A 26672-nucleotide genomic window follows, 5' to 3' on the forward strand; every position below is an offset into this window, starting at 1 on the left:
TAACGTTCCCCGAAGGTTCAGTTAACTCGTTTCCGCTCGACTTGCATGTGTTAGGCCTGCCGCCAGCGTTCAATCTGAGCCATGATCAAACTCTTCAATTTAAGATTTTGTCGGCTCAATGAATACTGAACATTACATAAAGTAATGTTTGAATTGACTGTGCTGAATCCGAAGATTCAATGGTCACTTCGTATCATTGAAACCTAAATTGTTTCCGAAGAAACTATTTGGATTATCATCAACGAGTGCCCACACAGATTGATAGGTCTATATTTTTAAAGAGCTTTTTCTAACTTCCGTTGCGCTCAGCGCCGCGTCGTTAGGGGTGCGTATCTTACGCTTCCCGTTTTGAGAGTCAAGCGTTTTTTCAAACTTTCTTTTCTCTCTTTCCAACTCGGTGTGTGATGTTCGTCTCACTCCGTGTCGGTGAGGCGGCATTATAGGGAGGTCTGAGAGGAAGACAAGTGTTTTTTTGAAATTAACTTCTGTTTGGTTAAAAACAAATCAAAACCCTGAAAATAGAATAAAATTTCAACATTTGAGTCATGTCACACCAATACGTTGGAAAAACTACAACCATATACGTAAGATCCATGTGTCTATTTTGTTAACGGTAGACCTATTTTTTCTTAAACCTAAAAGTTGTATTCCAATATGAGTTCAAACAAATCGACCTTAATGATTGTCGCCTTAGCTGTTTTGGGCGGAATCATCTTTTCGCAGGTAGCAATCTCTCCTGCTTTAAGTTTTGTTCTGGGTGTTTTTGCTTCCGCTTTTATTCTTAAACTTTCCAACACCAATATTGAGCAAGACCAATCAAACGATCCATCAACTAAAACACTTTATGTAGGTAACTTGCCTTATAAGGCCAATGAATCTCACGTGAAAGAGCTGTTTGCCAAACACGGTGAAGTTTTTGCTGTTCGCTTAATGAAAGATAAACGAACAGGTAAAAGAAGAGGCTTTGGTTTTGTTGTGATGGCCGCTGCGGATGCGCAACCTGCTATAGAGGCACTTAATGAAAAGGATTATATGCAGCGCACATTGAAAGTTCGTATCGCTAACGATCCTAAATCTCAATCGGATAATATTGAACAGGGCTAAAACCAAGTTCATGTAATGCGATATTCAGCGCTCCCTCTTCCCAAGGGGGAGCACTTGAGAAAATCTCTCTTGTGCCGTTCCCATCTAACCCTGTACTCACTTTATCTTTCAGCAAGTCCATCACTCGACGGGCAATCGCCTCTCCAGAATCCACCAGCGCCACATTGCCAGAAAGCACTTGCTGTATTTCTTGTTTAATCAAGGGGAAGTGGGTACAGCCTAATACAGCGACATCAACCTTGTTGTCGATTGGAATAAGAATTTGCTTTAATTCCGCTAGATCGATCGGTTTACCACGCAGCTTTTCTTCAGCCATATCCACCAAACGAGTAGAACCTAGTAGCTCTACAGGTTTGCTTTGCGAGAAATCTCGGATCAAGTCATGGGTATAACGACGAGTTATTGTCGCCGGAGTGGCAATCAGCCCAACGGCTTTGTTAGCAAGGCTCGACGCTGGCTTAATAGCAGGTACCACTCCAACAACGGGAACGGATAGCTTGGCACGCAGCGTAGGTAGAACAATGGTACTGGCAGTATTGCAGGCAATCACAACCAAATCGATTTGATGTTGCTCAACTAAAGAGGAAACCAACGTATTAACACGAGCAATAAGCGTCTCATGTTCTAGCTCACCATAAGGATAAGCAGCATTGTCAAAGATATAGAGGTAATCAAGCTGGGGTAATTTTGCCTGTATCTCTTTATACACAGACAGACCACCGACACCAGAATCAAAGATTAAGATTTTTGCTTGTTGCTGGGACACTTGATTTGCTCATTACTTTACGACTTGGCAATGATACTCGCTATGGCTATTTTGGCAAACATTGAGCTTGATAACGTTGATGAGTAAAGCGCTCTCCTCGCTCCTGATGAGTTAGCTTTAGCTCAATCTTACCTTTATAGCTGCGAGTCTCTGTTACCAGTGTATGGAACTCTCCATCTTCTCCACAAAGATCAACACCATTTGGTAAGCTATTGAGAAAGGATTGGCTATACCACTTGCCACAGTAGTCAGACGTTAATGCATTACCATCTGTTGTCACAACCAAGGTTTTAATTCCTCGTTGTAAGATCTCTTGCGCTAAGTCTTCACTTCGCTGCCCTAGTAGAGGAAACACACACTCCCACCCTGCAGGCTCGATAAAGCTACGACGATAGGCTTCAATCCCATTACAGAACATATCGCCAAACGCGACGCCATCAATCGCAAGGCCGCTCTCTTTTAACGCCTTAATAATCGTCGATTGATAAACTTCATTGGGTGGAAAAGCTTGCGGCATTTCGATCTTAATTAACGGTAACCCAAGTAGCTCCGCCTGCATATCAAGCACAGGAACAGGGGTAGCTTGAAAAGGGACTTCATCTTTGACATAGGTCGTATATAGACCCACCACTTGATACTCTTCGCTTTCAATCAACCTTTCTAGGGTCAAAGTCGAATCTTTACCGCTCGACCAGCTAATAATGACGTTCTTTTTCATAGTTTGCTTATATAGATAAATAAAAACCGCCCGAGGGCGGTTTGGAAAATGCTTCTAATCAGAATTGATAAGTCATATTCAAGTAGAAAGAGCGCTCTGGCGCTGGATAACCCTTAGCAGTCTCATAATCCTCATCGAATAAATTATCAACTCTAGCTCGAATAGCTAAATCAGATTGAACCCAATAAGTGGCTGCAACATCAACTAGATCATAGGCATCTAAAGTATTTGTGCCATCAGGGCGCTCACCGAAATATAGATAGCTAGTAGAGACATCTACATCTCCAAATGTCGCGTAAGCATGCCATTTAACATTCTGCTTCGAGCGACGAGCTAACTGCTTTCCTTTGCTATCCTTTGGATCTTTGAAATCTGCAGATAACGTATGAGAAATAATACCTGTATCAAAGCCAAGTTCTAGTTCCACACCTTTGATACGAGATACCCCTTCGACATTCTCATAGATAGCTTTTTGTGGTGCAGTACGACTAGTATACGTAATAAGATCATCAATCTTAATATCGTAGCCAGTAACAGTCCAAGTCACGGAGCTAAACTCACCACGAGCTCCTAATTCTGCATTCTTTGAACTCTCAGGGCGTAAGTTAGGATTCGCATCAGCCCAAGTTGAGCCATTTTGTTGTGATAGCGTTGGCGCTTTAAAGGCTGTGCCATATGAACCAAACAGTTGGAAATTTTCTGTTATATCAACGCCTAAGCCTGCGTTATATGTACTGTTGCGACCATAATCTTCATTATCATCTGAGCGTCCAGACAATTCAGCGGTCACTATATTGTATTTAGTCGAGATAACACCAAAAACACCAACGTTCTTACGCGTAAGGAGTGAGTTCGCGGTATCCGGTTTTTCATGTGAGTCTCTACGCCAATCAACTCCACCAGACAACTGAGTACTCTCACTAAGAGAGTACCCGTTAACCCAACTCACATTATCCTGCTTGTACTCATTTTGATATTTATCAGCTGCACTAGAGTTGTATGGGTCAAACGTCCGAGAAGAAGTGTTCTCATGGGAGTAGTTCAATACTGAATTAAAACCTCCTTGCTTGTATTGAACCGAGCCACCTAAAACTTTGCTGTCGATTTCAGACTCAGCGGTCGCTCTTTTAGTTGTACTATCATTGTACTGGTAGTTGTTGCGATAGGTTCGAGCAAAAATAGAAGCAGTAACTTTTTCACCAAAACTATGATCGTAACCTAGAGACCCATTTACAGAAGAGAATCCATGCTCCTCACCATCGTTAATACCTGCTACAGGGTATACATTATAACCTTCGTCTTTTTCATAACCTGCTGTTAGTTTTAGCTTACCTGACTCTGATGTTTTAACGGTAGCCATGACATTAGCATCTTGGCTTTTACTGCCTACGCCTAAACTAAGTGAAGAGGAACCTTCTTGACCTGTTTTCGCATAGGTGATGATATTGATCACGCCACCAATAGCTTCTGAGCCGTACATTGCCGCACGAGCTCCACGGATGTATTCAACTCTTTCTATTTGCATTACTGGAATTTGGTTGAAATCTACCGCGCCTGTTGACGATTTTGCCATTCGCACACCATCAACAAGAACAAGTACTTGGTCAGAGCCTGTGCCACGTACAAAAATACTGGCATATTGCCCGCGCCCGCCGTTTTGAGCTATCTCAACCCCCGGTAGTTTTCTCAATATCTCAGGTAAACTTTTGGCTTGAGTTTGTTCAATTTCTTCTCGTGTAACTATATTTACAGGTGCTAAAACAGTACTAACTGACTGCTCAAAGCGGTTTGCAGTAACCACCATAGTTTCATCAGAAGATGCTTCTTGGGCGTAAGAAAGGGAGGCGTGCGGAAGTAGCGATGCCACAGCAATCGCTAGAATAGATCGGTTCATTTTTATAATCCTAAATCGCGTAAGTCCTACCGAGCATGGAGCGCTTGCTTCCAGTACCACTGCTCAGCTGCTGGCAGGTCTTCGGACTTAAGAGCTCGGCATGGCCACCTACTCACTCGACTTCCCACATAGTCCTCTATGCAGTGTCATTTGAGTTTTCGTTCTCTTTTACCGCTGCGCGTCAGTTCTGGATTTACACCAGATTCCCTTTTCAGCCATCTATACATCTAGAAAGCACCAGCTAGGCGCAGATGTTATTAAGCTATGGATTATTTGTCCAGAGCAGATTTGGGATTTATATCTATATGATATAGCGAGTTGCACCACCAAAGTGCGATTTACACACTATCTTTAAGGCATTGGTGGGACAAGACTGGACATAGCGCTGAGATTGAATAAAATCTGCGCTCTTAAATTAAATACAACCTCGACAGGTACCAACCTAAGGCAATAATCATGGCGACTCTTGATGTAAACCCGCAACGCTACCAAGAACAACTGGCTGAGAAGATCGACCGTCTCAATGAGATGTTCGCGCCTTACCAAGTGCCTGAGTTGGAAGTATTTGAATCTCCAGAGCAACACTACCGTATGCGTGCAGAGTTTCGCGTTTGGCATGAAGGTGAAGACCTTTATTACATCATGTTCAACCAAGAGACTCGCGAGAAGTACCGTGTCGATCAGTTCCCAGCGGCAAGCCGATTAATTAATGACTTAATGCCATTGCTTGTGGATGCAATGAAAGACAATGACTCGTTGCGCCGTAAGCTGTTCCAAGTTGATTTTCTTTCGACGCTAAGCGGAGAAATCTTAGTGTCACTGCTTTATCACCGTCAGCTTGATGAGGAATGGACCGACAATGCGAAAGCGTTAAAGCAACGTTTGAATGATGAAGGCTTTAACCTCAACATCATTGGTCGTGCACGCAAGATGAAGATTGTTCTCGATCGTGACTACGTGATTGAAAAGCTCGATGTTAACGGTAAGCCATACATTTACCAGCAAGTAGAAAACAGCTTTACCCAACCAAATGGTAAGGTTGCCGAGAAGATGCTGGAGTGGGCAGTAGACTGTACTCAAGACAGCACGGGTGACCTACTTGAGCTTTATTGTGGTAACGGAAACTTCTCGCTTGCTCTGGCACAAAACTTTGATCGCGTACTCGCAACAGAGCTGGCGAAACCTTCTGTTGTATCAGCGCAATACAATATTGCAGCCAACAAGATTGATAACGTGCAGATCCTACGCCTTTCAGCAGAGGAGTTTACTGAAGCTATTGAAGGCAAGCGCGAGTTCCGTCGTCTGCAGGATGCGGGTGTCGACCTTAAGAGCTACAACTGCAATACCATTTTCGTTGACCCACCACGTGCAGGTATGGATATCGATACCTGTAAGATGGTGCAAGGCTACGAGCGCATTATGTACATTTCGTGTAACCCAGAGACACTGAAAGAAAACTTAGATGTGCTGTGTGAGACTCACAAAGTGACGCGCTTTGCTCTATTCGATCAGTTCCCATACACCCACCACATGGAAGCCGGTGTGCTACTGGAACGCAAAGCTTAACCGCAGCTACCAAATAAAAAACGAGCCAATAGGCTCGTTTTTTGTATCCATTAACTAAGCTGACATTACGACTCAGTTTTTGGCTTCGCTGGCGCTGTTAGGAAGCCAAGCTTCTTCGCTACCCAAAGCAGCAAACCAAGCGTAATAAAGATTGCTAGCATGTTAGAGCCAGAATCTGGGTACTGAGCTTTAACAAATGCTGAGTGACCAAATGCGCCGACGAAGAAACACGCTAGACCGACTAGCGGGATATCTTCAGACACAGGGTTACTTAGGTACTCTCGGTAAAGTGCTTGCACTGACAGCACAAGCGCAATCAGTGGAAAAATTGAGAAAGGCACATCACTCATGGTTAGCCATGACAACATAGCATCACCACACATACCCGCAATTAGAGCCAGTACCAGTGTTTTCTTCTCAGAACCATGATTAACTTGGTTTGTTTCATTCGACATTAATCTATCCCACCTTTTAATCGGTTACGTTCACGTTCTTTGCGATACCAGAAAGCCCCTTTGGCTATCATTCGCAATTGCATAATTAGACGTTCGGCAAGTTCATCGCGTTCACGTCGATTTAAATCTAAAGCTTCCGCGCCAGAGCTGAATACCAATGTGACCGATGCCTCTGCTTGAGTGAAAGCTTCATCTCGGGCCATACCAGTACTGATCAAGTATTCTGTCATCTCGGCGACAAAGTGTTGCATCTCACGAGCAACGGCAGTACGAAATTCAAACGAGGTTCCCGAACGTTCACGTAATAATAGTCGGAAAACGTTGGGGCTACTTTCGATAAACTCCATAAAAGTCTCTACCGAAGTGCGAATCACACTGCCCTCTTTGACGATGCGTTGGCGAGCTTGACGCATTAGCTGACGCAGCAACAAGCCCCCCTCATCAACCATGGTCAAACCTAGCTCATCCATATCTTTAAAGTGACGATAGAATGAAGTTGGAGCGATACCCGCCTCTCGTGCGACTTCACGCAAGCTCAGGTTGGAAAAGCTTCGGTCAGCACTTAACTGACTGAATGCAGCGTCAATCAAAGAGCGACGCGTTTTCTCTTTCTGCTGAGCACGGATTCCCATGGATTTCATAGTTATTTTTCTATTTTTCTAACTTCGATAGCCATTAATATACAACGATTGCCTTAAGGAGATAAGCCATAATCTTGTGCTTTGCTGACCGAGTGGCAATTAAACCGAGTTGAGTTGAGAATTCAATCTTTTCCACCCTAATAAGAGACATACGACATACCCTTTAATCTATTTGCTTGATTCTCCGTGATCTCGCCGACTGTCTAGTATGCTTTAGGTGTACGCCCGAACGGAATCAGTTAAAATCTCGCTAAAGCAATGTTAAGAATCTATAACAAGGAAGAAACTATGGCCCAGAGCAACCACTTTGATGTAATCGTTATTGGTAGTGGTCCCGGAGGCGAAGGGGCAGCGATGGGATTAACCAAAGCGGGCTTAAATGTTGCCATTGTAGAAAAGGAAAGCAGTGTCGGTGGCGGCTGTACTCACTGGGGCACGATCCCTTCAAAGGCTTTGCGTCACGCAGTAAGCCGAATCATTGAGTTCAATAACAACCCTCTGTTTTGTCACAACAACACTAGCCTACATTCAACCTTTTCCAACATTCTCGGTCATGCAAAATCGGTGATTGATAAGCAGACACGACTTCGCCAAGGCTTCTATGATCGCAACCAATGTTCGTTGATTTTTGGTACGGCTCGCTTTATCGATAAATACACCATTGCCGTGATGCAAAGTGATGGCACAGAAGAAACCTACAGCGCCGACCGCTTTGTTATCGCGACGGGATCTCGCCCATATCAACCAGACAATGTCGACTTTATGCACGAGCGTATTTATGACAGTGACTCTATACTGAGCCTCAAGCACGACCCTCGTCATATCATCATTTACGGTGCAGGTGTTATCGGCTGTGAGTATGCATCGATTTTCCGTGGTTTAGGTGTCAAAACAGACCTAATCAATACCAGAGATCGCCTACTTGCCTTCTTAGATAATGAAGTGTCAGACGCTTTGTCTTACCACTTCTGGAACAGTGGCGTTGTGATTCGCAACGATGAAACATTTGAGAAGATTGAAGGCACTGAAGATGGTGTCATTGTTCATCTTGAATCCGGTAAGAAAATGCGTGCCGACTGTATCCTTTACGCCAATGGCCGTACAGGTAACACAGACAAGCTTAACCTCACTGCAGTTGGGTTAGAAGCTGACTCTCGCGGACAGCTAAAGGTCGATGGTAACTATCAAACCGAAGTTGAACATGTTTATGCTGTCGGTGACGTGATTGGCTACCCAAGCCTAGCAAGTGCCGCTTATGACCAAGGACGCTTTGTTGCTCAGGCGATCACCAAAGGCAAAGCGGACGGCAATCTTATTGAAGATATTCCAACTGGCATCTACACCATTCCAGAGATCAGTTCTGTGGGTAAAACAGAGCAAGAGCTAACCGCCGCAAAAGTGCCGTATGAAGTTGGGCGCTCTTCTTTCAAACACTTAGCTCGCGCTCAGATCGCGGGGAAAGATATTGGTAGTTTGAAGATTCTCTTCCACCGCGAAACGAAAGAGATCCTCGGTATTCATTGTTTTGGTGAGCGTGCAGCGGAAATCATCCACATCGGCCAAGCCATTATGGAGCAGAAAGGGGAAGCGAATACCATCGAATATTTCGTCAACACCACTTTCAACTACCCAACTATGGCCGAGGCTTATCGCGTAGCAGCACTTAATGGTCTTAACCGTTTGTTTTAAATAAGCCACCAGCTAAATATAGAAAAGCCGCAACTCAATTAAGTTGCGGCTTTTTAGTTTCATCAATTATTGATTCAGGTAAGTGGCATGAAACTCAAGATGCTGATCAATAAAGCTCGAAATGAAATAGTAGCTGTGGTCATAACCTGACTGCATTCTCACTTCAACGTCAGAATCATGGGTTTGCGCTGCGGCAATCAATGCTTGTGGCTTTAGTTGCTCAACCAGAAAGTTATCCGCATCTCCTTGGTCGACTAAAATCGGCAGCTTTGCTTGCGCCTGCTTTAATAACTCACTGGCGTCATACTCTCGCCAAGCCTCAAAGTCATTACCTAGGTAGGCATTAAACGCTTTTTGCCCCCAAGGACACTGCATAGGATTAGTGATCGGACTAAAGGCAGAAATCGAACGATACTGCTGCGAATTTTTCAGCCCTATAGTCAACGCGCCGTGTCCACCCATACTATGCCCAGCAATGGACTTAATCGACGAAACTGGGAAGTTAGCTTCAATCAAAGATGGCAGCTCTTGGGTGACATAGTCATACATATGATAGTGACGAGACCAAGGCTCTTGAGTTGCATTAAGATAAAAACCGGCACCCTGTCCTAGATCGTAACCTTCATCATCTGCGACCTCTTCACCTCTAGGGCTAGTATCTGGCGCAACGATGGCAATACCTAATTCAGCAGCCCGGCGAAACGCCCCTGCCTTTTGCATAAAGTTTTCGTCGGTGCACGTTAGGCCAGATAACCAGTAAAGCACAGGAACGGGTTTGGCTTTGGTTGCGTTAGGTGGCAAAAAGATTGCGAAACGCATGTTGCAGTTTAGAACGTTAGAATCATGCGTGTACTGTTTGTGCCATCCACCAAATACTTTGGCTTGGCTTACGTTTTCAATGGTCATAACCACCCCAGATTAAAAATTCAAAAGACAACAACGCCCTTGTATCAGGGCGTTGTGTTTATCTATTTAGCTCAGTTACTTATCCATATGAAGAACAGTACGGATTGATTCACCTTTGTGCATCAACTCAAACGCTTCATTTACGTCTTGCAGACCCATGGTATGAGTAATGAACTCTTGTAGACCGAATTCACCTGCCATGTAGCGGTTTACGATTTCTGGAAGCTCAGAACGACCTTTAACACCACCGAAAGCGCTACCACGCCATACACGACCAGTTACGAGTTGGAATGGACGGGTTGAGATCTCTTGGCCAGCACCGGCAACACCAATGATCACTGATTCACCCCAACCTTTGTGACAACACTCAAGTGCTTGACGCATCACATTAACGTTACCGATACACTCAAATGAGTAATCTACGCCGCCGTCTGTCATCTCTACGATAACCTCTTGGATTGGCTTATCGAATTTCTGTGGGTTGATGACATCTGTAGCGCCTAGTTGTTTGGCTAGGTCAAATTTACTCTCGTTGATATCAATGCCGATGATACGGCTTGCACCCGCCATACGCGCACCAATGATGGCAGATAGGCCGATTCCACCTAGACCAAATACCGCAACGGTGTCGCCTTGTTCTACTTTTGCCGTGTTAAGCACTGCGCCCATGCCTGTTGTCACACCACAACCTAGAAGACAAACTTCTTCAAGCGGAGCTTCTTTATTTACTTTAGCTAGTGAGATCTCTGGAAGAACCGTGTACTCAGAGAAAGTAGAACAGCCCATGTAGTGGAAGATAGTCTCACCGTTAATAGAGAAGCGGCTTGTGCCGTCTGGCATTAGACCTTTACCTTGGGTTTCGCGAACGGCCTGACATAGGTTAGTTTTACCCGACTTACAGAACTTACATTCGCCACATTCTGCCGTATAAAGTGGGATCACATGATCGCCAACTTCAACGCTAGTGACACCTTCGCCAACCATTTCGACAATACCGCCACCTTCATGACCCAGAATTGAAGGGAAAATACCTTCTGGATCATCACCAGATAGGGTGAATGCGTCAGTGTGACAAACACCCGTTGCTACGATGCGTACTAGCACTTCTCCAGCTTTAGGAAGTTGTACATCAACTTCTTCCATTTTAAGTGGTTCACCAGCAGCCCACGCCACCATTGCTTTTGATTTAATGTGAGTTTGACCAGGATTGATTTCAAGCGCCATTGGATGCTTCCTTTATATTTTATGTATATAGGGACGTCATAAGCGTAGTTGAGGAACTCACACTGCGCTGCGTCGTTTTGTTGCTGAGTATTTTAGGCGCTAATAGAAATTTGATAATCCCACCTTTTTGAAAATAATTTTTACACATGCGTAATAATGTAAATGAAGATATAAAAAAGCCGAGTGCGTTGACTCGGCTGGTATCTTTTACTTAGGCGAGAAAAGTGTTTCTCCGCCACTGGAGGGTAAAGATTATCGCTAAGGTTAAACCGCGCATAGCCATAAAACTCAACATAGCTAGCCACAGAGCGTGATTACCTAAATCCATCGATAAATAGAAAATCGTAAAAAAGGCACAGGTTGATAAGAACATGCTGTTGCGCATCTCTTTACCTTTTGTTGCGCCAACGAAGATGCCATCGAATAGAAAGCACCACATCGACACTAGCGGCATGGCAATCAACCAAGGCAAATACTCCATCGCCAATGCATGAACGGCTGAAATATCAGTGATCAATCCGATCAGATTCGATCCCATCAGACCAAATGCTAAGGTCAGTAATCCACAAATGACCAAGCTCCAGAAGAAGGTGCCTATGAGCGATTGATTGAGCTGTTCTCGGTCTTTCGCGCCAATAGCTTTACCCACCATAGCTTCCATCGCGTAAGCGAATCCATCCATACCGTAAGAAATCATCATCAGAAAACTCATCAACACGGCATTGGCAGCAACGATTTCGTCGCCGAAACTCGCCCCTTGAAAGGTCATAAAGGTAAACGTGGCTTGCAAGCAGAGTGAACGTAAAAAGATATCTCGATTGAGCTTAACAAAGCGACTCAATCCATTGGTGGTGTCTTTAATCAAGTTCAACACTGGTGGTAGGCTGTCCCGGGTCCATTTACGCCATACGCAAATCAGACCAAAGCTCATTCCGGTGTAATCTGCAATGACAGAGGCCAACGCCGCGCCCTCGACTTTCCAACCTAATCCGATCACAAATAATACGTCGAGAACAATGTTAGTCACGTTAGCGATGATCACCATCCACATCGGTGCTTTTGCGTTTTGCGTACCTAGCAACCAACCAAGCAAGACGAAATTAGCCAAGGCCGCAGGCGCACTCCAAGCTCGGATAGCGAAATACTGCGCGCCATAATGCTTTACCTGTTCACTGGCGTCACTAAAGCTAAATACCAACTGCGCAATAGATTGATGGAAGAGAAGAAAAACGGCAGCAAAACCAAGCGCCATTGTCATGCCTTGGGTGAAGACCAACCCAAGTTGATGTTTGCTCTCTGCGCCATAAGATTGGGCAGCAAGCCCAGTGGTCGACATACGCAAAAAGCCTAGCAGCCAAAATGTCACGCTGATCATAGTACTGCCCAACGCAACACCGCCGAGATACCACGCATGTTCGAGGTGACCGATGACTGCTGCATCCACCAGTCCAAGTAATGGCACTGTGATGTTGGAAAGCACCATAGGAATAGCAAGCAACAAGACTTGCTTATGCACGGTGCGGTTAGAAAGGGTTTGAAGAATTTGCACGTTGTCACTCTGACTAGAATTGAGTGACAAGTGTAACGAGATTACCAGCGAAGCTGAACCAATACCGGCGTTAATCTTTGCTTTAAAAAGTTCATCTTAGTCAGCCAGCGTTGCCATAGTTTCCAGCGACCACAATCGCGATCAAGCGGAGAATAGGTTTTCGCCCAGCGTGCCCAAGGCAAATAGCCTAACATAGCATCGCCCGGTGCGCTGTACCCGTGAGCATATTGCCCCGCGCCCATTTTCCGCCCTAGCTTGGAATGGCTGAGATCGCCTGCTAATACAACGCAAGCTCGTGCTGAGTCAAAGTGGCAACCTAGCGCTTGAATGAATTTGGCCACTTGCTGCTGACTACAATCAAGCAAAGCGTGCTCACACACTATCATCACAGGCGTTTTTTCTGGAATAGGTAACTGCTCTAACCAACTGACATCATCAACGCTACCGCAAACATGGTGATAACGCTCACTACTGTGAAACAGTTTCTGACGCCAGAGCAAATTTTCTGTCACATCGAGTTCTAACCAGTTGCATCGGCCGTTATCAACACGATAAAAACGCGTATCCAACCCTGCACCAACATTGACGATCCAACCATCTGGATTACGTTTGATAAAAGCAGAAACCTGCTGATCGCACAGCTGAGTAAGCGTAACGTGAAGGAGTTGTTTTTGGTCAATATCACCAGAAAGACATTCTGGTGCTAAATGGCAGCGCTGACAGGCACGCGCTGCAATCGGGTCGTAGACTAATCCATTATCAACTAAACTTTCTCGGCTACGAAGCCATAATGGTTGCAATAAATTAGCAGGGATTTGATAGCGATGTTTAGCTGATGTGTGATCGACGGCCATTATCATCTTCCTTCCGTAGCCAGAGTAAAGATGATAATGAATATCAGTTACAAAATCAACAAGTGAGAATGAATCTCAAACAGAGTCGGTTACATCCAATCTGTGTTGCGAATAATGCCTACCGCTAGACCTTCAATCGCTAGGTGCTGACTAGTCAGATCCACTTTAATTGGCTCAAACTCTTCGTTCTCAGCATGAAGCAGTACTGTCGAACCTTTACGCTCTAGACGTTTAACCGTTACGTCATCGTCAACACGTGCAACGACAACCTGACCATCACGTACATCTTGGGTTTTATGCACTGCAAGCAAGTCGCCATCCATAATACCGATGTCTTTCATACTTTCGCCATTTACACGCAGTAAGAAGTCAGCTTGAGGCTTGAACATACCCGGGTCAACTTGGTAATGAGTCTCGACATGCTCCTGAGCAAGGATTGGCTCACCCGCCGCTACTTGGCCGATAAGAGGCAGTCCTTCGTCATCGTTGGCGGCATCTTCAAGTAGAATACGAATTCCACGAGAGGCACCAGGAATAATTTCAATCGCTTGCTTACGTGCAAGGGCTTTAAGGTGTTCTTCAGCAGCATTTGCTGAACGGAAGCCAAGTTCGCGTGCAATTTCAGCACGTGTTGGTGGCATACCAGTATCTTCGATTTTGCTTTTGATCAAATCAAAAACTTGTTGTTGGCGGGGCGTTAACGGCTTCATAAGTCACCTGTCTTTTTATACAGTTAACTGTGAGTATATCCAGTAATTGTTCAAATGAAAAGCCAATTGCTTGTTTTTTAGCGAGTTAGCAATTTACCCGCCGCTCACTTTAAAAAAGCAGGATCTCTAGCCAGACATAACCGGTTAATAGCATAGTCACCATTACAGCAGCCGAGCCAATATCTTTCGCCCGTCCGGCAAGCTCGTGGTGTTCCGTTCCAACTCGGTCAACAACTGCTTCAATCGCACTATTAAACAGCTCAGCGATCAATACCAACACCACTGTCGCGATCAGCAATATTCTCTCCCACTGACTGTCACCAATAAATAAAGCCGCCGGAATCATGATCGCGGCTAACACGACTTCTTCTTGAAAGGCCGGTTCATGTTTAAATGCAGCCTTGAGACCTTGGCAGGAGTACTGCGTTGCGTTTTTAATCCGTTTAAATCCATGGAGTGTTTTGTCTGGCAAGTTAATTTCTCTTTATTAATTATCTCGATAGCTTGATGACTTAAAAATTGACGTTTTCCTAATCAATAATAAGTAAAAGGTTCGACCAGTTTCTGTTATCCTTGCCCGCTATAAAAATACACGCTTGGGCGCATTCCCAGTTCTATAGTTAGAGAAATGGAAATGTGCTTATGCAAACCATCTATTTTTGAGGCTAAGAACCTTATGTCTTCTGGACGAATGTTATCGCGCACCTTACTAAAACTGCCTATGTCAGTGTTAGTTAAAGGGACCACAATTCCTTCAAATCCTATTGAAGATCATAGCATTGATATAAACAAGCCCATTATTTACGCTCTGCCATATCGCTCAGCTGTTGATCTCCTCGCGCTGCAGAAACAAGTCATTTCACTTGGTTTACCCGACCCGCTAGAGCCAGTGGAAATCAACGGCAAAGCATTTAACCGCTACGTCTTTACTTCTGCTCGCCAAACCGTAATGGACAGCGATCAAGATGTACCTAGCACATCAGTGACGCTTTTCTCTGATCTGCTTGAACTGCACAAGTTTGATTCAGAACTCGATGTGCAAATGATCCCTGCAACGGTCCTTTGGGGACGTAAGCCTGGTAAAGAATCGCAGCAAAAACCTTATCTACAGTCTTTAAACGGTCCACAAAAAGCCAAAGCTGTTTTGCTATCTGGTCGTGACTGTTTAGTGCGTATTAGCCCTGTGGTTTCTCTGCGTTACATGGCGGATTCACATGGCACAGATGCTTCGATTGCTCATAAGTTGGCACGCGTGGCACGTATCCACTTCTCTCGTCAGAAGCTAGCCGCTTCAGGACCTAACTTGCCAAGTCGACAAGCACTATTTAATCGTCTGATGAAATCAAAAGCGATTGAAAAGGTTATCGAAGACGAAGCAAAGTCGAAAGGTGTGCCAATTGAAAAAGTGCGCAAAGAAGCACACGCCATCATGGATGAGATTGCCGCAAACTTCTCATATTCCTTGATAAAAAATGGCGAACGCCTACTCGGCTGGTTGTGGAATCGTATTTACCAAGGCTTGAACATTACCAATGCCGCTACGGTACGTAAACTGGCGCAAGATGGCCACGAGATCGTCTATGTACCTTGTCACCGAAGCCATATGGACTACTTACTGCTTTCTTACGTGCTTTACCGAGAAGGCATGGTTCCTCCACACATTGCGGCAGGCATTAACCTAAACTTCTTCCCTGCGGGACCTATCTTCCGCCGTGGTGGCGCGTTCTTTATTCGCCGTAGCTTTAAAGGCAATAAACTGTACTCGACTATCTTCCGTGAGTACTTAGCGGAGCTGTTTGCTAAAGGATACTCAGTAGAGTACTTCAGTGAAGGCGGACGTTCGCGCACTGGCCGATTGCTACAAGCGAAAACCGGTATGCTGGCCATGACAGTCCAAGCTATGCTGCGTGGTCTAAATCGCCCAGTGACACTGGTTCCGGTTTACATCGGCTATGAGCATGTTATGGAGGTGGGGACTTACGCTAAAGAGCTACGTGGTAAGCGCAAAGAGAAAGAAAATGCCGGCCTAGTGCTGCGCACGATTCGTAAGCTACGCAACTTCGGCCAAGGGTACGTTAACTTCGGTGAGCCGATTCCGCTTAACCAATATCTGAACGAGCATGCGCCGGAGTGGACTAAAGATATCGACCCTATGGGTGCAACTAAACCACAGTGGCTCAACCCAGTAGTGAATGGCTTAGCCACCAAGATGATGACACACATTAACGATGCGGCTGCGACTAACGCACTCACATTATGTGCGACCGCCCTGCTCGCTTCACGTCAACGCGCATTGTCTCGTGATAGCTTAGTCAATCAGATCGATTGTTACTTGTCGATCCTTAAGAATGTGCCTTACTCTTCAACCTACACGGTGCCTGAAGATGATGCCCAAGCGTTAGTTAAACATGCCGAGACACTGGATAAGTTCCTTATCGAGACAGACAGCATGGGTGAAATCGTATCGCTGGATCGCAATCAGTCGATTCTGATGACTTACTACCGCAACAACATCATCCATTTATTGGCGTTGCCGTCTTTAATCGCTCAAATGTTGGTTCGCCATCAGCAGTTGTCACTAGAGCAAATCAAGCAGAATGTAGCACTGGTTTACCCATTCTTAAAACAAGAGCTGTTCTTAAGTATTGAGGAAGAGAAGCTTGGTGAACTGACTGAGGCTTACATCGAAGAGATCGCTCACCAAGGCTTAGTGACCATCGATAGCGAGCACAATGTGGCGATTAACCAAGCCAACAACCAAGTCTTGGTTCTGCTTGGTCGCACCATTACCGAAACACTGCAACGCTATGCGATTGCCCTTAACCTGCTAGTGGCAAACCCAGAGCTGGGTAAGGCCGATTTAGAGCTTAAGAGCCAAGATATCGCACAACGCTTAGGTCGTTTACATGGCATTAATGCCCCAGAGTTTTTTGATAAGGGCGTTTTCTCTGCACTGTTTACGACATTGAAACAACAAGCTTACCTCGACAATGACGGTAACTGCGATAGTGATAAGAGCACAGAATTAGCCAACCTGCTTTACTCTATGCTCTACCCAGAAGTTCGCCTAACCATCAAAGAAAGTATCTGTCAGGCGACAGGGACTAAATAACAACGGCTAAGTACGAAAAAGGGCATCCAGTGGATGCCCTTTTTGTTTACCAGAAAGCGATAAACAAACCTATGGTGACTATCATGCCGACATAGTTGTTATTGAGAAATGCCCTGAAGCACAAGTCTCGCTCTCGATGACGGATCAGGTGCTGCTGAAACACAAATAAAGCGCCAGCAATCAGCAAGCTCCAGTAGTAACTTGCACCAAGCTCAAACCAAATCCCGACATACATCAGCATAGCAAGAGTGATGAGCTGCAATACACCAATCACCATTTTATCTAATCGACCAAACAAAATAGCCGTCGACTTAATACCAATTTTCAGGTCATCATCCCTATCTACCATGGCATATTGAGTGTCGTAGGCGATAGTCCATAGGGCATTAATAGTAAAGATAAACCATGTCATCATGGTGACTTCGTTCGCCTCAGCGGCCCACGCCATAGGAATTGACCAACTAAAAGCGAGACCAAGAAACAGCTGTGGCAGATGGGTATAGCGCTTCATAAATGGGTAAATGAAAGCGAGGAAGATGCCAACAAATGAGAGCTGAATGGTTAACGCATTCATACTCAGCACAAGTAGAAACGAGCTGATCGCTAAGACCAAAAACAACCCGATTGCTTCTTTAGAGGTCACTCGACCTGAGGGTAACGGGCGTTGCTTGGTGCGTTTTACATGGCCATCAACTTTGCGGTCAGCAAAATCATTAATTACGCATCCAGCCGCTCGCATAAAGATCACACCAAGAACAAAGACAAATAGAACCTTTAGACTCGGCACACCCTCTGCGGCAATGATCAACGCCCATAATGTCGGCCAAAGCAATAACAAGGTGCCAATCGGCTTATCCATACGCATTAACTGCCAGTAAGCGACTGCTTTATCTGCCGTCATTCTAAACGCTCTCCTTTGCATAAATGGGCGCGGTCGGCAGAAACAGCTCTGCCACTAACATAGGTTTATGATTCATCCATAATCGCGAACGGCGAGCAAGCAGCTGTTTGCCATCCAACTCAACCAGACCAACTTGCAAAGCATCACGCTTAACATCATTGGCACTAAACACCGTCAAGCCTAACGGGATTTCACCTTGGCGAGCTAAATCATACTCTTGACCTTGCATCGAAGAGTGCGGAATTAAGGTTCGACCCAATACCCACGGCTCTTCATCTCCTTTTAGCACAACCTTTCTCAGCAAGCATTCTTCTAGTGCTAGCAGTTCTATTTCCTGCGTATTTAGCTTTTCAGCTCGAATCACTTTATTATGCAGAAGGTCGACACTTAACGTTTGGCAATAAGACTCTAATAAACGTGACAACGAGCCCTGTTCTAGCAGCCATTTTTTTGCACTTTGCGTAGGAAAGCTAAAATGCTCTGGTTGTTGCCATTCAACTTGGCGAAGAGCAGATAAATAAAGCGCAGTTGGTTGATTCATACTAGTATTCAATAAGTAGCCTTATCAACGTACAATAAAGCTTCAATCTCAAAAGTTAACCACTACAATGAGTGCTTAACGCATTTTTATTACAAATAGATGCTCTATTGTAACAAGACTCAGGCGATTCGAGTATCGTGATTGGAAGAAAGAAAAGTTATAAATATGATTAAACGTTACATAGCCCAAATATTTATCGCTTTGGGTTTACTTATCAGCCTACCTGTTTTAGCCCAAGAAGAAGGTGCTCCGAAACTTGCTTACTTTACGTTAGAGCCAGATCTCACCACCAACTTCTATACCAAAGGCAAAAAACTTGGCTATATCCAAGTTCGAATCGATATTATGGTTGCCAACGAAGCAGACCTCGGCGTAATCGAACTTCACCAACCATTAATTCGCGACGCTGTAATTGAACTGCTGGGTAAACAGTCAGAAGATACCATTACCTCTCTGGCGGGGCGTGAAGATTTACGTAAGACCTTAGTTGAGCAGCTTAACGCGACGCTGTTACCCGAAACGGGCAAAACCATCATCGCTGACTTACTGTTTACCAAATACCTGTATCAGTAGTCCAACTAGCTAATCAAACGGCGCATAGAGCGCCGTTTTTTATTGCTATTTTTTCGCTCGACTCGCATCAAACAAGCCTAGAGCCACACCAGATAACAGGCCAACTAAGTGGGCGGTATTGGCAATCGCCATATACGGCTGAACAAAACCAAGCACCAACCACACCAACATAAAACCTATCATAGGTTTAGGCATACTGAGTCCAAGTTGTGGCGCTTTGTAGCCCAACATCCATAAGTAGCCAACCAAAGCATAAACCACACCAGATAAGCCGCCAAAGTTAGCGCCTTCAACCCAGTATTGCCCCGCTCCAGAGAGCGCAGCAGAAACTACAAACAACTGCAGTAGTTTGCCCGAACCTAACCTTTGCTCAATATCACCACCAAGCTGCCACCACCAGAGTAAGTTAAAGGCGATATGCATAACAGAAAAGTGAAGAACGGCATGGCTTACCCAGCGCCAAAGTTGCCATTCTTGTCCTGCAAATGCTGGGAAGTGCAAAGCGGCAAACACCCCTTCACCAGAGCCAAGTTGCTGCATGGTAAAAATAACTAAACAGATCACCATAACAGACAATGTTATCGGCCCGGCTTTGGCCTTAATCATGGCTAACATACTTGGCGATTGATAGCTAAAGTGATTCTTGCGGCTTTCGGCCATATCCCATGACGCCGCTTGATATTTGTTAGCATTGGGATCGGATAAAAACTGCTTCAGCTCTGACTCCGCCTCTATTTGGTGCTGGCTATCGGTCAACCACAATGCAAACTGCCCTTCCCCCTCCGGCATCATCTGAATATCTATCTGGCGCGAGGCCATATAGTCGATAAATGCTTGTGCCATACGTGGATTATTGAGGGAGATGAGTCGATACATAAAGCTATCCTAAGTTGGATTCTGTCGGAAGTTCGGCTCTTTGCCATGCTTCAAAGCCGCCATCAACACTATACACCTGCTCAAAGCCTTGGTTAACCAAATACTGAGCCGCACCCTGGCTGCTGATGCCGTGATAACACATCACCAACACAGGTTGCTCGAACTCTACATCGTCCATAAAGGTCACAATCGTATCGTTGGTTAAATGGAAGGCATCTTTGGCGTGAGACACGGCAAAAGATTGAGGGTCACGAATATCCACCATACGTGCTTCTCCTTGCTCAAGAAGACTTTGCGCACTACCCACATCAATATGCTTAAACTGATCCATGAACTTTCTCTTTTATATCGTAATTATCTAACGCCATTGTAACCTATCCAGTGGTCAACAAGTACACGAGGGCAGTAAGGTTATCCACCAGCGATCATAAATTCATCAACTGTGGATAAATCTGTGGATTGCGTTGATAAAGTATCTCGATGATTTTTGATCCACTATATGTAGTGATGATCATTATTTTATTGTGTGTAAAAGTAAAACTATCCCCACGAGATAATGGGTCGAGATGCCTTTATCTACCCCGCTTTCTGACAGATAGCAAAGAAATTTATCACAGAGTTACCCACAGGCAAGATGAGACAAACTCGATCTATAATCATCCAAATAACTCAATAAATGATCAGCAATAAAAAAAGCCGAGATCATATGATCTCGGCTTTCTAAATTCTTTTTGAAAAGTCAGAGGTTAGAATTCACCAACCGCCGCTTTCAATTTCTTCATCGCGTTCTTTTCTAGCTGACGAATTCGCTCTGCAGATACACTATACGTTTCTGCCAATTCTTGCAGCGTCGACTTGTTATCATCTAACCAACGTGAACGTACAATATGTTGGCTACGCTCATCTAAGCTCTTTAGTGCTAAGCTCAAGCGATTGTTAGTGTGCGCTTCCCAGTTTGCTGCTTCAACATTGTCGGCAACATCAGAAGACTTGTCTTCTAAATACACCATAGGTGCAGTGTAAGAAGCATTTGAGTCATCATCATCGGTTGGCATTTCAAATGTCGCATCTTGCGCAGCCAAGCGAGATTCCATTTCACGAACTTCTGAAGGCTCTACACCTAACTCACGCGCTACAGTTTCAACTTCACCATTGTTAAACCAACCTAGGCGCTTTTTCGACTTACGCAGATTGAAGAACAATTTACGTTGCGCTTTAGTAGTCGCAATTTTCACAATACGCCAGTTACGCAAAACGTACTCGTGAATCTCAGCTTTGATCCAGTGCACCGCGAATGAAACCAAGCGAACACCGACTTCAGGGTTAAAGCGTTTTACTGCTTTCATCAGGCCAATGTTACCTTCTTGGACAAGGTCAGCCATTGGTAGACCGTAACCTGAATAACCACGAGCCACGTGTACAACGAAGCGCAGGTGCGAAAGGATTAAGCCTTTTGCAGCCTCGATTTCACCGTCGTAATGCAGGCGCTCTGCAAGTCCACGCTCCTCTTCAGGAGTTAGCATTGGATAGCTGTTCACTGAACGAATATAGCTGTCTAAGCTATCTTGTGTCACTACAGCCATTGGGTATGCTTGGTTAGTCATTCAAGTCCTCATCAGTCTCTGATCTGGAGTATGTTTTAGCCCAACAATCTTGAACCTAAAATGAACAGGTTTCAAGCTGGGGAAGGTTATTATGCATAAACAATTCATCTATACAAGAGAAAAAGTATACGGTAGCGTCTACTTTTTTCAATAGTATGACAACAACAAAATAATCCGGTTCAATTAAACAGGTTCAATTTCTTTGAGATGACGCTGCGCTGAAACCTTTGCCGCCAAACAACCGAGGAAGGTTCCTAGCATCACCAGCAGTAAAGACTCATCCCAACTTAAACCGACTAATCTGAAGTGGCTATCATACAGAAGCGCCAACTTTTCTACGCTGCTATTAAGTAGAACTGTGATTACCGCTGTTAAAACCCACGCTGTAATCGCACCTAACAGACCAAACCACATACCAGAGTACAAATATGGGCGAAGAATATAGCTATTAGTCGCCCCTATCAGCTTCATGGTTTGAATCTCTTCTTTATTGGCTAACACGTTAAAGCGTAATGTGTTGCCAACAATTAAGAACACAGAGCCAAGCATCAATACTGATAAGGTAATCACGATGCCACTGACGAGATTTTTGATCGCGTCGAGTCGTGTTAACCAATCTTCATCCAAGCGAACATCGGTAATACCTTCTTCATTAGCGACGCGCTCAGCGAGACGTTTAATCGCTTGTTTATCATCTTTACTCGGTGTAATCACTAATACGCCAGGTAATGCGTAGTCGTCTAACAAGCTCAGTGCCTGTTCAAAACCGGAGTATTGGCTGAGGTCGTCTAGCCCTTGCTGCGGGGAGATGTATTCAACCTTAGCCACATCAAGCGATGTTTCTAGTTCATCTTTGAGGACCATGATCCGTGCTTCAGGTGTGCGCTCTTCTATGTAAGCACTTACTTGCGACGGACTAGTGACATTGGTTGAAGCCGCAGAAATATTCTTACCCAATAGGTACAAAGCAGAAGGCATGGCTAATGCCATCGAGATAACCGCTAAAGTAAGGATATTACCCAGCGGTCGCTGCCAAAATTCGGCCAGAGAAAGTCTAGCTTGCTTAAAGTGAACGGTAAAAAAGCTGTCTTTCTTTACTCGATTCTTAGCGCGTGAGGCGTTGGCGTTTTTATTGCGCTTATTAGTGCCCATAATCTTCCACCTCACTTAAAAAACCTTGGTTTAGCTCTAGATGGCGATATTGTGGGCGAGTGTTCACTAACCCAATATCGTGCGTTGCTAAAAGGATAGTGACACCAGCACGGTTAAACTCTTCAAATAGCTTCAGTACTCGGCTAGAGAGTTCAGGGTCTAAGTTACCGGTAGGTTCATCCGCTAATAGTAAGGTTGGTCGATTCACCACAGCACGCGCGATACCAACACGCTGCTGCTCACCACCAGACAATTGGCTTGGCAAGCATTTCGCCTTGTCTAACAGCCCAGTTTTATCCAGAGCCGCGGATACTCGACGCTTAATTTCGTTCTCAGAGATTGACTCTATTCGCATTGGCAAAGCGACGTTATCAAACACGCTTCGGTCCATCAACAAACGATGATCCTGAAACACAATGCCAATATTACGACGTAGAAAGGGAATATCCTTATTAGGAATTCGAGTGATATCGTGATCATTAAAGCTGATTTTGCCATCCGTAGGTCGCTCAATGGCACAGATTAACTTTAGCAGGGTACTTTTCCCGGCACCTGAATGTCCGCCAAGAAAAGCCATTTCACCACGACGAAGATGAAAATCGACCTTCTGTAAGGCTTGTCGTCCACCACGATAAGCCTTACTCACTTGCTGAAATTTTATCACCCGAAATCCCTCTTATGAACTTCTCTATTGTATTTATCCCCTAAATAGTTGGAGTTGCAGCTAGGCGACAAATCCATTCAGCCCTATGAGCATAGGTGCTCTATTTGATTAGGGCGGAATTGATGCCGTCAACAACGCTGCAGCTTCAAATATGACGGGGATTAGTCTTCGCGGCTAAACAGCGCATCAATAAACTCTTGAGTTTCAAATGGGCGCAGATCATCAATCCCTTCACCCACACCAATGTATCGAATTGGAATTTGGAACTGATCGGCAAGTGCGAAGATCACGCCACCTTTCGCAGTACCGTCTAACTTAGTGAGGGTAATACCCGTTAGCGGCGCGACATCACTAAACAGTTTTGCTTGGCTGATAGCGTTTTGACCGGTACCTGCATCCAAAGTCAGCATAATTTCATGCGGTGCAGAACCATCGACCTTCTGCATTACACGAACGATCTTACGCAGCTCTTCCATCAGGTTCGCTTTGTTCTGCAGGCGGCCCGCGGTATCAGCGATAACCACATCAACACCTTTCGCTTTGGCTGATTCAATTGCGTCGTAGATAACGGAAGCACTATCTGCGCCGGTATGCTGCGCGACAACAGGAACATTGTTTCGCTCACCCCAAACTTGTAGCTGTTCAACCGCAGCGGCACGGAACGTATCACCCGCAGCAAGCATGACTTTTTTGCCTTCAGCTTGGAACTGTTTCGCTAGCTTACCAATGGTTGTCGTTTTACCAACCCCGTTCACACCGACCATAAGAATCACGTAAGGGGTTTTAGAGGTGTCGACTTCCAGTGGCTTCTCTACATTAGATAGGATCTCTGCCATCTCTTCTTTGAGCAAGCCGTAAAGGGCTTCACCATCTTTAAGATCTTGGCGGGACGCTTTCTCGGTCAGGTTATCGATGATCTTGAGCGTAGTATCCATACCCACATCGGCAATAAGTAGCTGCTCTTCCAGCTCTTCAAATAGCTCATCGTCTATTTGCTTGTCTTTAAACAAGCCGAAGAAGCCTGCGCCAATATTGGCTTTAGTACGAGCCAAGCTGCGTTTTAAGCGAGCAAAGAAGCTTTCTGTCGGTTTTTCTTGTTCAACGACACGTGGCTCAGCTGGCTGCTCGACAACTTCAACAACCTCTTCTGCTTCTGCTTCTGCTTCTGCTTCTGCTTCTGCTTCTGCTTCTGCTTCTGCTTCTGCTTCTGCTTCTGCTTCTGCTTCTGCTTCTGCTTCTGCTTCTGCTTCTGCTAGTTCAGTTTTAGGTTGCTCAACTTGCTCGTCAACAACTGGTGTCTCTTCGACAGCATCTTCAATGGTATTTTGTTGTTCTTCAGCGGGTTGCTTGGTTTGCTCTTCATCGCCGAAACCAAGCCAAGAAAGTAATCCGCGCTTCTTTTTTTCCGTCATCTGGGGCTATCCTAGATCGTCTTATTTTAACTCAGACTCTTTTCCGCACGGATTATCCACGCACAGAAAAGAAAAATGACAACACAGTGAAAAGTTTTTAACTACCTATGGGATGGTATACACTTTGTCATCAACAAATTTGGGCTGTATGTTAGCGCTCACAGCAGAGCGACTGGCTATAGTATCACTTTATTAGCGGTCAAAAAATCTATGGTAAGACGTCGCCAGCAAAACACATCACAAAAAAAGCCTTCAACTGGCTTTGTTCGTATTATTAGCGGTTTATGGAGAGGACGTAAACTCCCTGTTCATGATGCTGAAGGATTAAGGCCGACAACCGATCGCGTAAAAGAGACACTATTTAACTGGCTAGCACAGGACATTCCTCGAGCTAAATGCTTAGATTTGTTTGCGGGGTCAGGTGGGCTTGGTTTTGAAGCCGCCTCTCGCCAAGCTGAAATGGTGACTTTAATTGAACTCAATGCCAATGCGTTCAATCAGATTAAAAAGAACATCGCGGCATTGAAAGCAACCAACCTTCAGGCCCACAACACCGATGCGCTTAGTTATCTGAAGCAAGCTGGAACGCCGCATCATGTCGTGTTCATTGATCCCCCTTTTCGTAAAGGGTTACTTAACGAAACAATTTCCCTACTTGAGAAAAATGGCTGGTTAGCCGAAGATGCGATGATCTATGTTGAAACAGAAAAAGAGCTGAGCCTTGACGGAATCCCTGCCCACTGGCATCTGCATAGAGAAAAGCACGCAGGCCAGGTCAGCTTCAGACTGTTTGAAAGACAACAAAGCTAATAAGGAACCTTAAATGAAAGCACTTATTATGTTAGCCAAAGCCGCGATTGGTTTTGTTTGGTTTATTCTTATTCTTAATTTTTTCATGCCTTTCCCAGGTAAAGCAGCCATTGCACTTTACATCATGACTGCATTCCTATTTATCATGCACGGCATACAAATGGCTATTTTCATTGGTGCCTTTGGCGACAAGATTAAGATGACTCGATGGGAGAAGTGGTCAATTCTGATCTTCGGTATTTTCGCCCTACTCGATATCCGTCGTAAGTACATGACTTAAGAAAATAAAAAATGCCGCTGTTGAAAGCGGCATTTTTGTCTCTGTCAGTCCTAGGCTAGATAACCCTTCACACCATCTAGGAACATCTGGGTGGAGATCATAATCAGTAGTAATCCCATCAAGCGCTCTACCGCTTTTAGACCTCGCTCACCCAATATACGGTGGAAGAAGTTATAGAACATTAAGATAAAGAAGGTCACGCCCCAAGCCAGAAGAACCGCCGCTGATAACTCGACTAGGTTATCTGGGTGTTGGCTAGAAAGTAGCAGCAGCGCAGCAATCACTGACGGACCAGCAATCATAGGGATCGCCATGGGAACGATAAATGGCTCTTCACCTGCTGCTAAGCCAGTAATACTACCGCCGCTTGGGAAAATCATCTTAATGGCGATGATAAACAGGATAATACCACCCGAGATACTTAACGTTTCTGGCTGGACATGTAAGAAATTGAGAATGCTCTTACCTGCGAACAAGAACAGCAGCAAGATGCCCAGCGCAAAGAATAACTCACGAACCAGGACTTTACGTCTACGTTTAGGATCTAAGTGTTTCAGGATAGATAGGACAATAGGAAGATTGCCAAGCGGATCCATGATTAAGAACAACATGGTCGCTGCGGAAAGTATGTCCATAAAAAGCCTCCAAAAAACGGGATAAATCTAAGCGCA

At 44.9% G+C, this 26672-nt stretch carries 27 protein-coding genes and 1 riboswitch; of the genes, 7 read left to right on the forward strand and 20 right to left on the reverse strand.

Going from position 1 to position 26672, the window contains the following annotated elements; translation table 11 throughout:
* Nucleotides 1-654 precede the first annotated feature (654 nt).
* Nucleotides 655-1104, forward strand: coding sequence for an RNA recognition motif domain-containing protein (locus AC5O63_RS21720; protein WP_004745067.1), 450 nt, complete (start codon nucleotides 655-657; stop codon nucleotides 1102-1104).
* Here AC5O63_RS21720 and murI read toward each other — a convergent pair.
* The 3 genes from murI to btuB are packed head-to-tail and all read right to left on the reverse strand — an operon-like array spanning nucleotide 1070 to nucleotide 4482.
* On the reverse strand, nucleotides 1070-1870 hold the full coding sequence (gene murI, locus AC5O63_RS21725) for a glutamate racemase (RefSeq protein ID WP_494506222.1): 801 nt from the start codon (nucleotides 1868-1870) through the stop codon (nucleotides 1070-1072). The genes AC5O63_RS21720 and murI overlap by 35 nt on opposite strands.
* Nucleotides 1871-1916: 46 nt before the next feature.
* Nucleotides 1917-2588, reverse strand: a complete 672-nt coding sequence (locus AC5O63_RS21730) for a Dph6-related ATP pyrophosphatase (protein ID WP_494506223.1) — start codon at nucleotides 2586-2588, stop codon at nucleotides 1917-1919.
* Between the two features lie 58 nt (nucleotides 2589-2646).
* Nucleotides 2647-4482 carry a TonB-dependent vitamin B12 receptor gene (btuB, locus tag AC5O63_RS21735; protein WP_494506224.1) on the reverse strand — a complete coding sequence of 612 codons (1836 nt, stop codon included), beginning with the start codon at nucleotides 4480-4482 and terminating at the stop codon, nucleotides 2647-2649.
* 55 nt (nucleotides 4483-4537) lie between these two features.
* Nucleotides 4538-4739, reverse strand: a riboswitch (cobalamin riboswitch).
* Between the two features lie 199 nt (nucleotides 4740-4938).
* Between btuB and trmA the strand changes: the two genes are divergently transcribed.
* Nucleotides 4939-6048 (forward strand): tRNA (uridine(54)-C5)-methyltransferase TrmA, encoded by a 1110-nt coding sequence (trmA, locus tag AC5O63_RS21740; protein WP_004745063.1) that lies wholly within the window; start codon nucleotides 4939-4941, stop codon nucleotides 6046-6048.
* 65 nt (nucleotides 6049-6113) lie between these two features.
* On the opposite strand, the gene AC5O63_RS21745 is transcribed toward trmA, so the two are convergent.
* Together AC5O63_RS21745 and fabR are read right to left on the reverse strand one after the other, a co-directional pair.
* Nucleotides 6114-6503 (reverse strand): YijD family membrane protein, encoded by a 390-nt coding sequence (locus AC5O63_RS21745; RefSeq protein WP_004745062.1) that lies wholly within the window; start codon nucleotides 6501-6503, stop codon nucleotides 6114-6116.
* Nucleotides 6503-7144, reverse strand: a complete 642-nt coding sequence (fabR, locus tag AC5O63_RS21750; RefSeq protein ID WP_004745061.1) for an HTH-type transcriptional repressor FabR — start codon at nucleotides 7142-7144, stop codon at nucleotides 6503-6505. The genes AC5O63_RS21745 and fabR overlap by 1 nt, the downstream gene beginning before the upstream one ends.
* Nucleotides 7145-7402: 258 nt before the next feature.
* Here fabR and sthA point away from each other — a divergent pair, with 258 nt between their 5' ends.
* Nucleotides 7403-8833: a Si-specific NAD(P)(+) transhydrogenase gene (sthA, locus tag AC5O63_RS21755; RefSeq protein WP_071881303.1), complete on the forward strand. Its 1431-nt coding sequence runs from the start codon at nucleotides 7403-7405 to the stop codon at nucleotides 8831-8833.
* Nucleotides 8834-8899: 66 nt separating this feature from the next.
* Here sthA and fghA read toward each other — a convergent pair whose 3' ends face one another.
* The 6 genes from fghA to AC5O63_RS21785 all read right to left on the reverse strand — a co-directional run bounded on the left by fghA (nucleotide 8900) and on the right by AC5O63_RS21785 (nucleotide 14548).
* Entirely contained in the window at nucleotides 8900-9739 is an 840-nt protein-coding gene (fghA, locus tag AC5O63_RS21760; RefSeq protein WP_004745059.1) for an S-formylglutathione hydrolase, read from the reverse strand.
* 75 nt (nucleotides 9740-9814) lie between these two features.
* Nucleotides 9815-10963, reverse strand: a complete 1149-nt coding sequence (locus tag AC5O63_RS21765; RefSeq protein WP_494506225.1) for an S-(hydroxymethyl)glutathione dehydrogenase/class III alcohol dehydrogenase — start codon at nucleotides 10961-10963, stop codon at nucleotides 9815-9817.
* 211 nt (nucleotides 10964-11174) lie between these two features.
* On the reverse strand, nucleotides 11175-12512 hold the full coding sequence (gene dinF / locus AC5O63_RS21770; protein ID WP_494506226.1) for an MATE family efflux transporter DinF: 1338 nt from the start codon (nucleotides 12510-12512) through the stop codon (nucleotides 11175-11177).
* Nucleotides 12513-12553: 41 nt separating this feature from the next.
* Nucleotides 12554-13366: a class I SAM-dependent methyltransferase gene (locus tag AC5O63_RS21775; protein WP_494506227.1), complete on the reverse strand. Its 813-nt coding sequence runs from the start codon at nucleotides 13364-13366 to the stop codon at nucleotides 12554-12556.
* A gap of 89 nt (nucleotides 13367-13455) precedes the next feature.
* On the reverse strand, nucleotides 13456-14076 hold the full coding sequence (gene lexA, locus AC5O63_RS21780; protein WP_004745055.1) for a transcriptional repressor LexA: 621 nt from the start codon (nucleotides 14074-14076) through the stop codon (nucleotides 13456-13458).
* Nucleotides 14077-14185: 109 nt separating this feature from the next.
* The gene (locus AC5O63_RS21785) at nucleotides 14186-14548 is read right to left on the reverse strand and encodes a diacylglycerol kinase (RefSeq protein ID WP_494506228.1); all 363 of its coding nucleotides are present in this window, start codon (nucleotides 14546-14548) and stop codon (nucleotides 14186-14188) included.
* Between the two features lie 204 nt (nucleotides 14549-14752).
* Here AC5O63_RS21785 and plsB point away from each other — a divergent pair, with 204 nt between their 5' ends.
* Nucleotides 14753-17188, forward strand: coding sequence for a glycerol-3-phosphate 1-O-acyltransferase PlsB (gene plsB / locus AC5O63_RS21790; protein WP_494506229.1), 2436 nt, complete (start codon nucleotides 14753-14755; stop codon nucleotides 17186-17188).
* Between the two features lie 46 nt (nucleotides 17189-17234).
* Here the strand turns inward: plsB and ubiA are convergent, their stop codons facing one another.
* On the reverse strand, nucleotides 17235-18089 hold the full coding sequence (ubiA, locus tag AC5O63_RS21795; RefSeq protein WP_171383710.1) for a 4-hydroxybenzoate octaprenyltransferase: 855 nt from the start codon (nucleotides 18087-18089) through the stop codon (nucleotides 17235-17237).
* Nucleotide 18090: 1 nt separating this feature from the next.
* Nucleotides 18091-18630, reverse strand: coding sequence for a chorismate lyase (locus AC5O63_RS21800; protein ID WP_171325755.1), 540 nt, complete (start codon nucleotides 18628-18630; stop codon nucleotides 18091-18093).
* A gap of 165 nt (nucleotides 18631-18795) precedes the next feature.
* On the opposite strand from AC5O63_RS21800, the gene AC5O63_RS21805 reads away from it, so the two are divergent.
* The gene (locus AC5O63_RS21805) at nucleotides 18796-19203 is read left to right on the forward strand and encodes a flagellar basal body-associated protein FliL (RefSeq protein ID WP_494506230.1); all 408 of its coding nucleotides are present in this window, start codon (nucleotides 18796-18798) and stop codon (nucleotides 19201-19203) included.
* A gap of 45 nt (nucleotides 19204-19248) precedes the next feature.
* Here the strand turns inward: AC5O63_RS21805 and glpG are convergent, their stop codons facing one another.
* The 6 genes from glpG to ftsY all read right to left on the reverse strand — a co-directional run bounded on the left by glpG (nucleotide 19249) and on the right by ftsY (nucleotide 24911).
* Nucleotides 19249-20079 carry a rhomboid family intramembrane serine protease GlpG gene (gene glpG, locus AC5O63_RS21810; protein ID WP_494506231.1) on the reverse strand — a complete coding sequence of 277 codons (831 nt, stop codon included), beginning with the start codon at nucleotides 20077-20079 and terminating at the stop codon, nucleotides 19249-19251.
* A gap of 4 nt (nucleotides 20080-20083) precedes the next feature.
* Complete coding sequence (glpE, locus tag AC5O63_RS21815) at nucleotides 20084-20410, reverse strand: thiosulfate sulfurtransferase GlpE (protein WP_004745048.1); 327 nt, start codon at nucleotides 20408-20410, stop codon at nucleotides 20084-20086.
* Nucleotides 20411-20825: 415 nt separating this feature from the next.
* Nucleotides 20826-21683 (reverse strand): RNA polymerase sigma factor RpoH, encoded by an 858-nt coding sequence (rpoH, locus tag AC5O63_RS21820; RefSeq protein ID WP_004745047.1) that lies wholly within the window; start codon nucleotides 21681-21683, stop codon nucleotides 20826-20828.
* Nucleotides 21684-21866: 183 nt separating this feature from the next.
* Nucleotides 21867-22835 carry a permease-like cell division protein FtsX gene (gene ftsX, locus AC5O63_RS21825; RefSeq protein WP_486787149.1) on the reverse strand — a complete coding sequence of 323 codons (969 nt, stop codon included), beginning with the start codon at nucleotides 22833-22835 and terminating at the stop codon, nucleotides 21867-21869.
* The gene (gene ftsE, locus AC5O63_RS21830) at nucleotides 22825-23499 is read right to left on the reverse strand and encodes a cell division ATP-binding protein FtsE (RefSeq protein WP_004745045.1); all 675 of its coding nucleotides are present in this window, start codon (nucleotides 23497-23499) and stop codon (nucleotides 22825-22827) included. Before ftsE ends, ftsX begins: the two co-directional genes overlap by 11 nt.
* Before the next feature lie 161 nt (nucleotides 23500-23660).
* Entirely contained in the window at nucleotides 23661-24911 is a 1251-nt protein-coding gene (gene ftsY / locus AC5O63_RS21835) for a signal recognition particle-docking protein FtsY (protein ID WP_494506232.1), read from the reverse strand.
* Between the two features lie 210 nt (nucleotides 24912-25121).
* On the opposite strand from ftsY, the gene rsmD reads away from it, so the two are divergent.
* Both rsmD and AC5O63_RS21845 read left to right on the forward strand, forming a co-directional pair.
* Nucleotides 25122-25721 carry a 16S rRNA (guanine(966)-N(2))-methyltransferase RsmD gene (rsmD, locus tag AC5O63_RS21840; protein WP_171383705.1) on the forward strand — a complete coding sequence of 200 codons (600 nt, stop codon included), beginning with the start codon at nucleotides 25122-25124 and terminating at the stop codon, nucleotides 25719-25721.
* A 13-nt stretch (nucleotides 25722-25734) separates the two neighbouring features.
* Nucleotides 25735-26001 carry a DUF1145 domain-containing protein gene (locus AC5O63_RS21845; RefSeq protein WP_004745042.1) on the forward strand — a complete coding sequence of 89 codons (267 nt, stop codon included), beginning with the start codon at nucleotides 25735-25737 and terminating at the stop codon, nucleotides 25999-26001.
* Between the two features lie 50 nt (nucleotides 26002-26051).
* On the opposite strand, the gene AC5O63_RS21850 is transcribed toward AC5O63_RS21845, so the two are convergent.
* Nucleotides 26052-26636, reverse strand: a complete 585-nt coding sequence (locus AC5O63_RS21850) for a YhgN family NAAT transporter (protein WP_004745041.1) — start codon at nucleotides 26634-26636, stop codon at nucleotides 26052-26054.
* Nucleotides 26637-26672 lie beyond the last annotated feature (36 nt).

The sequence above is a fragment of the Vibrio sp. SCP2 genome (assembly GCF_059295395.1).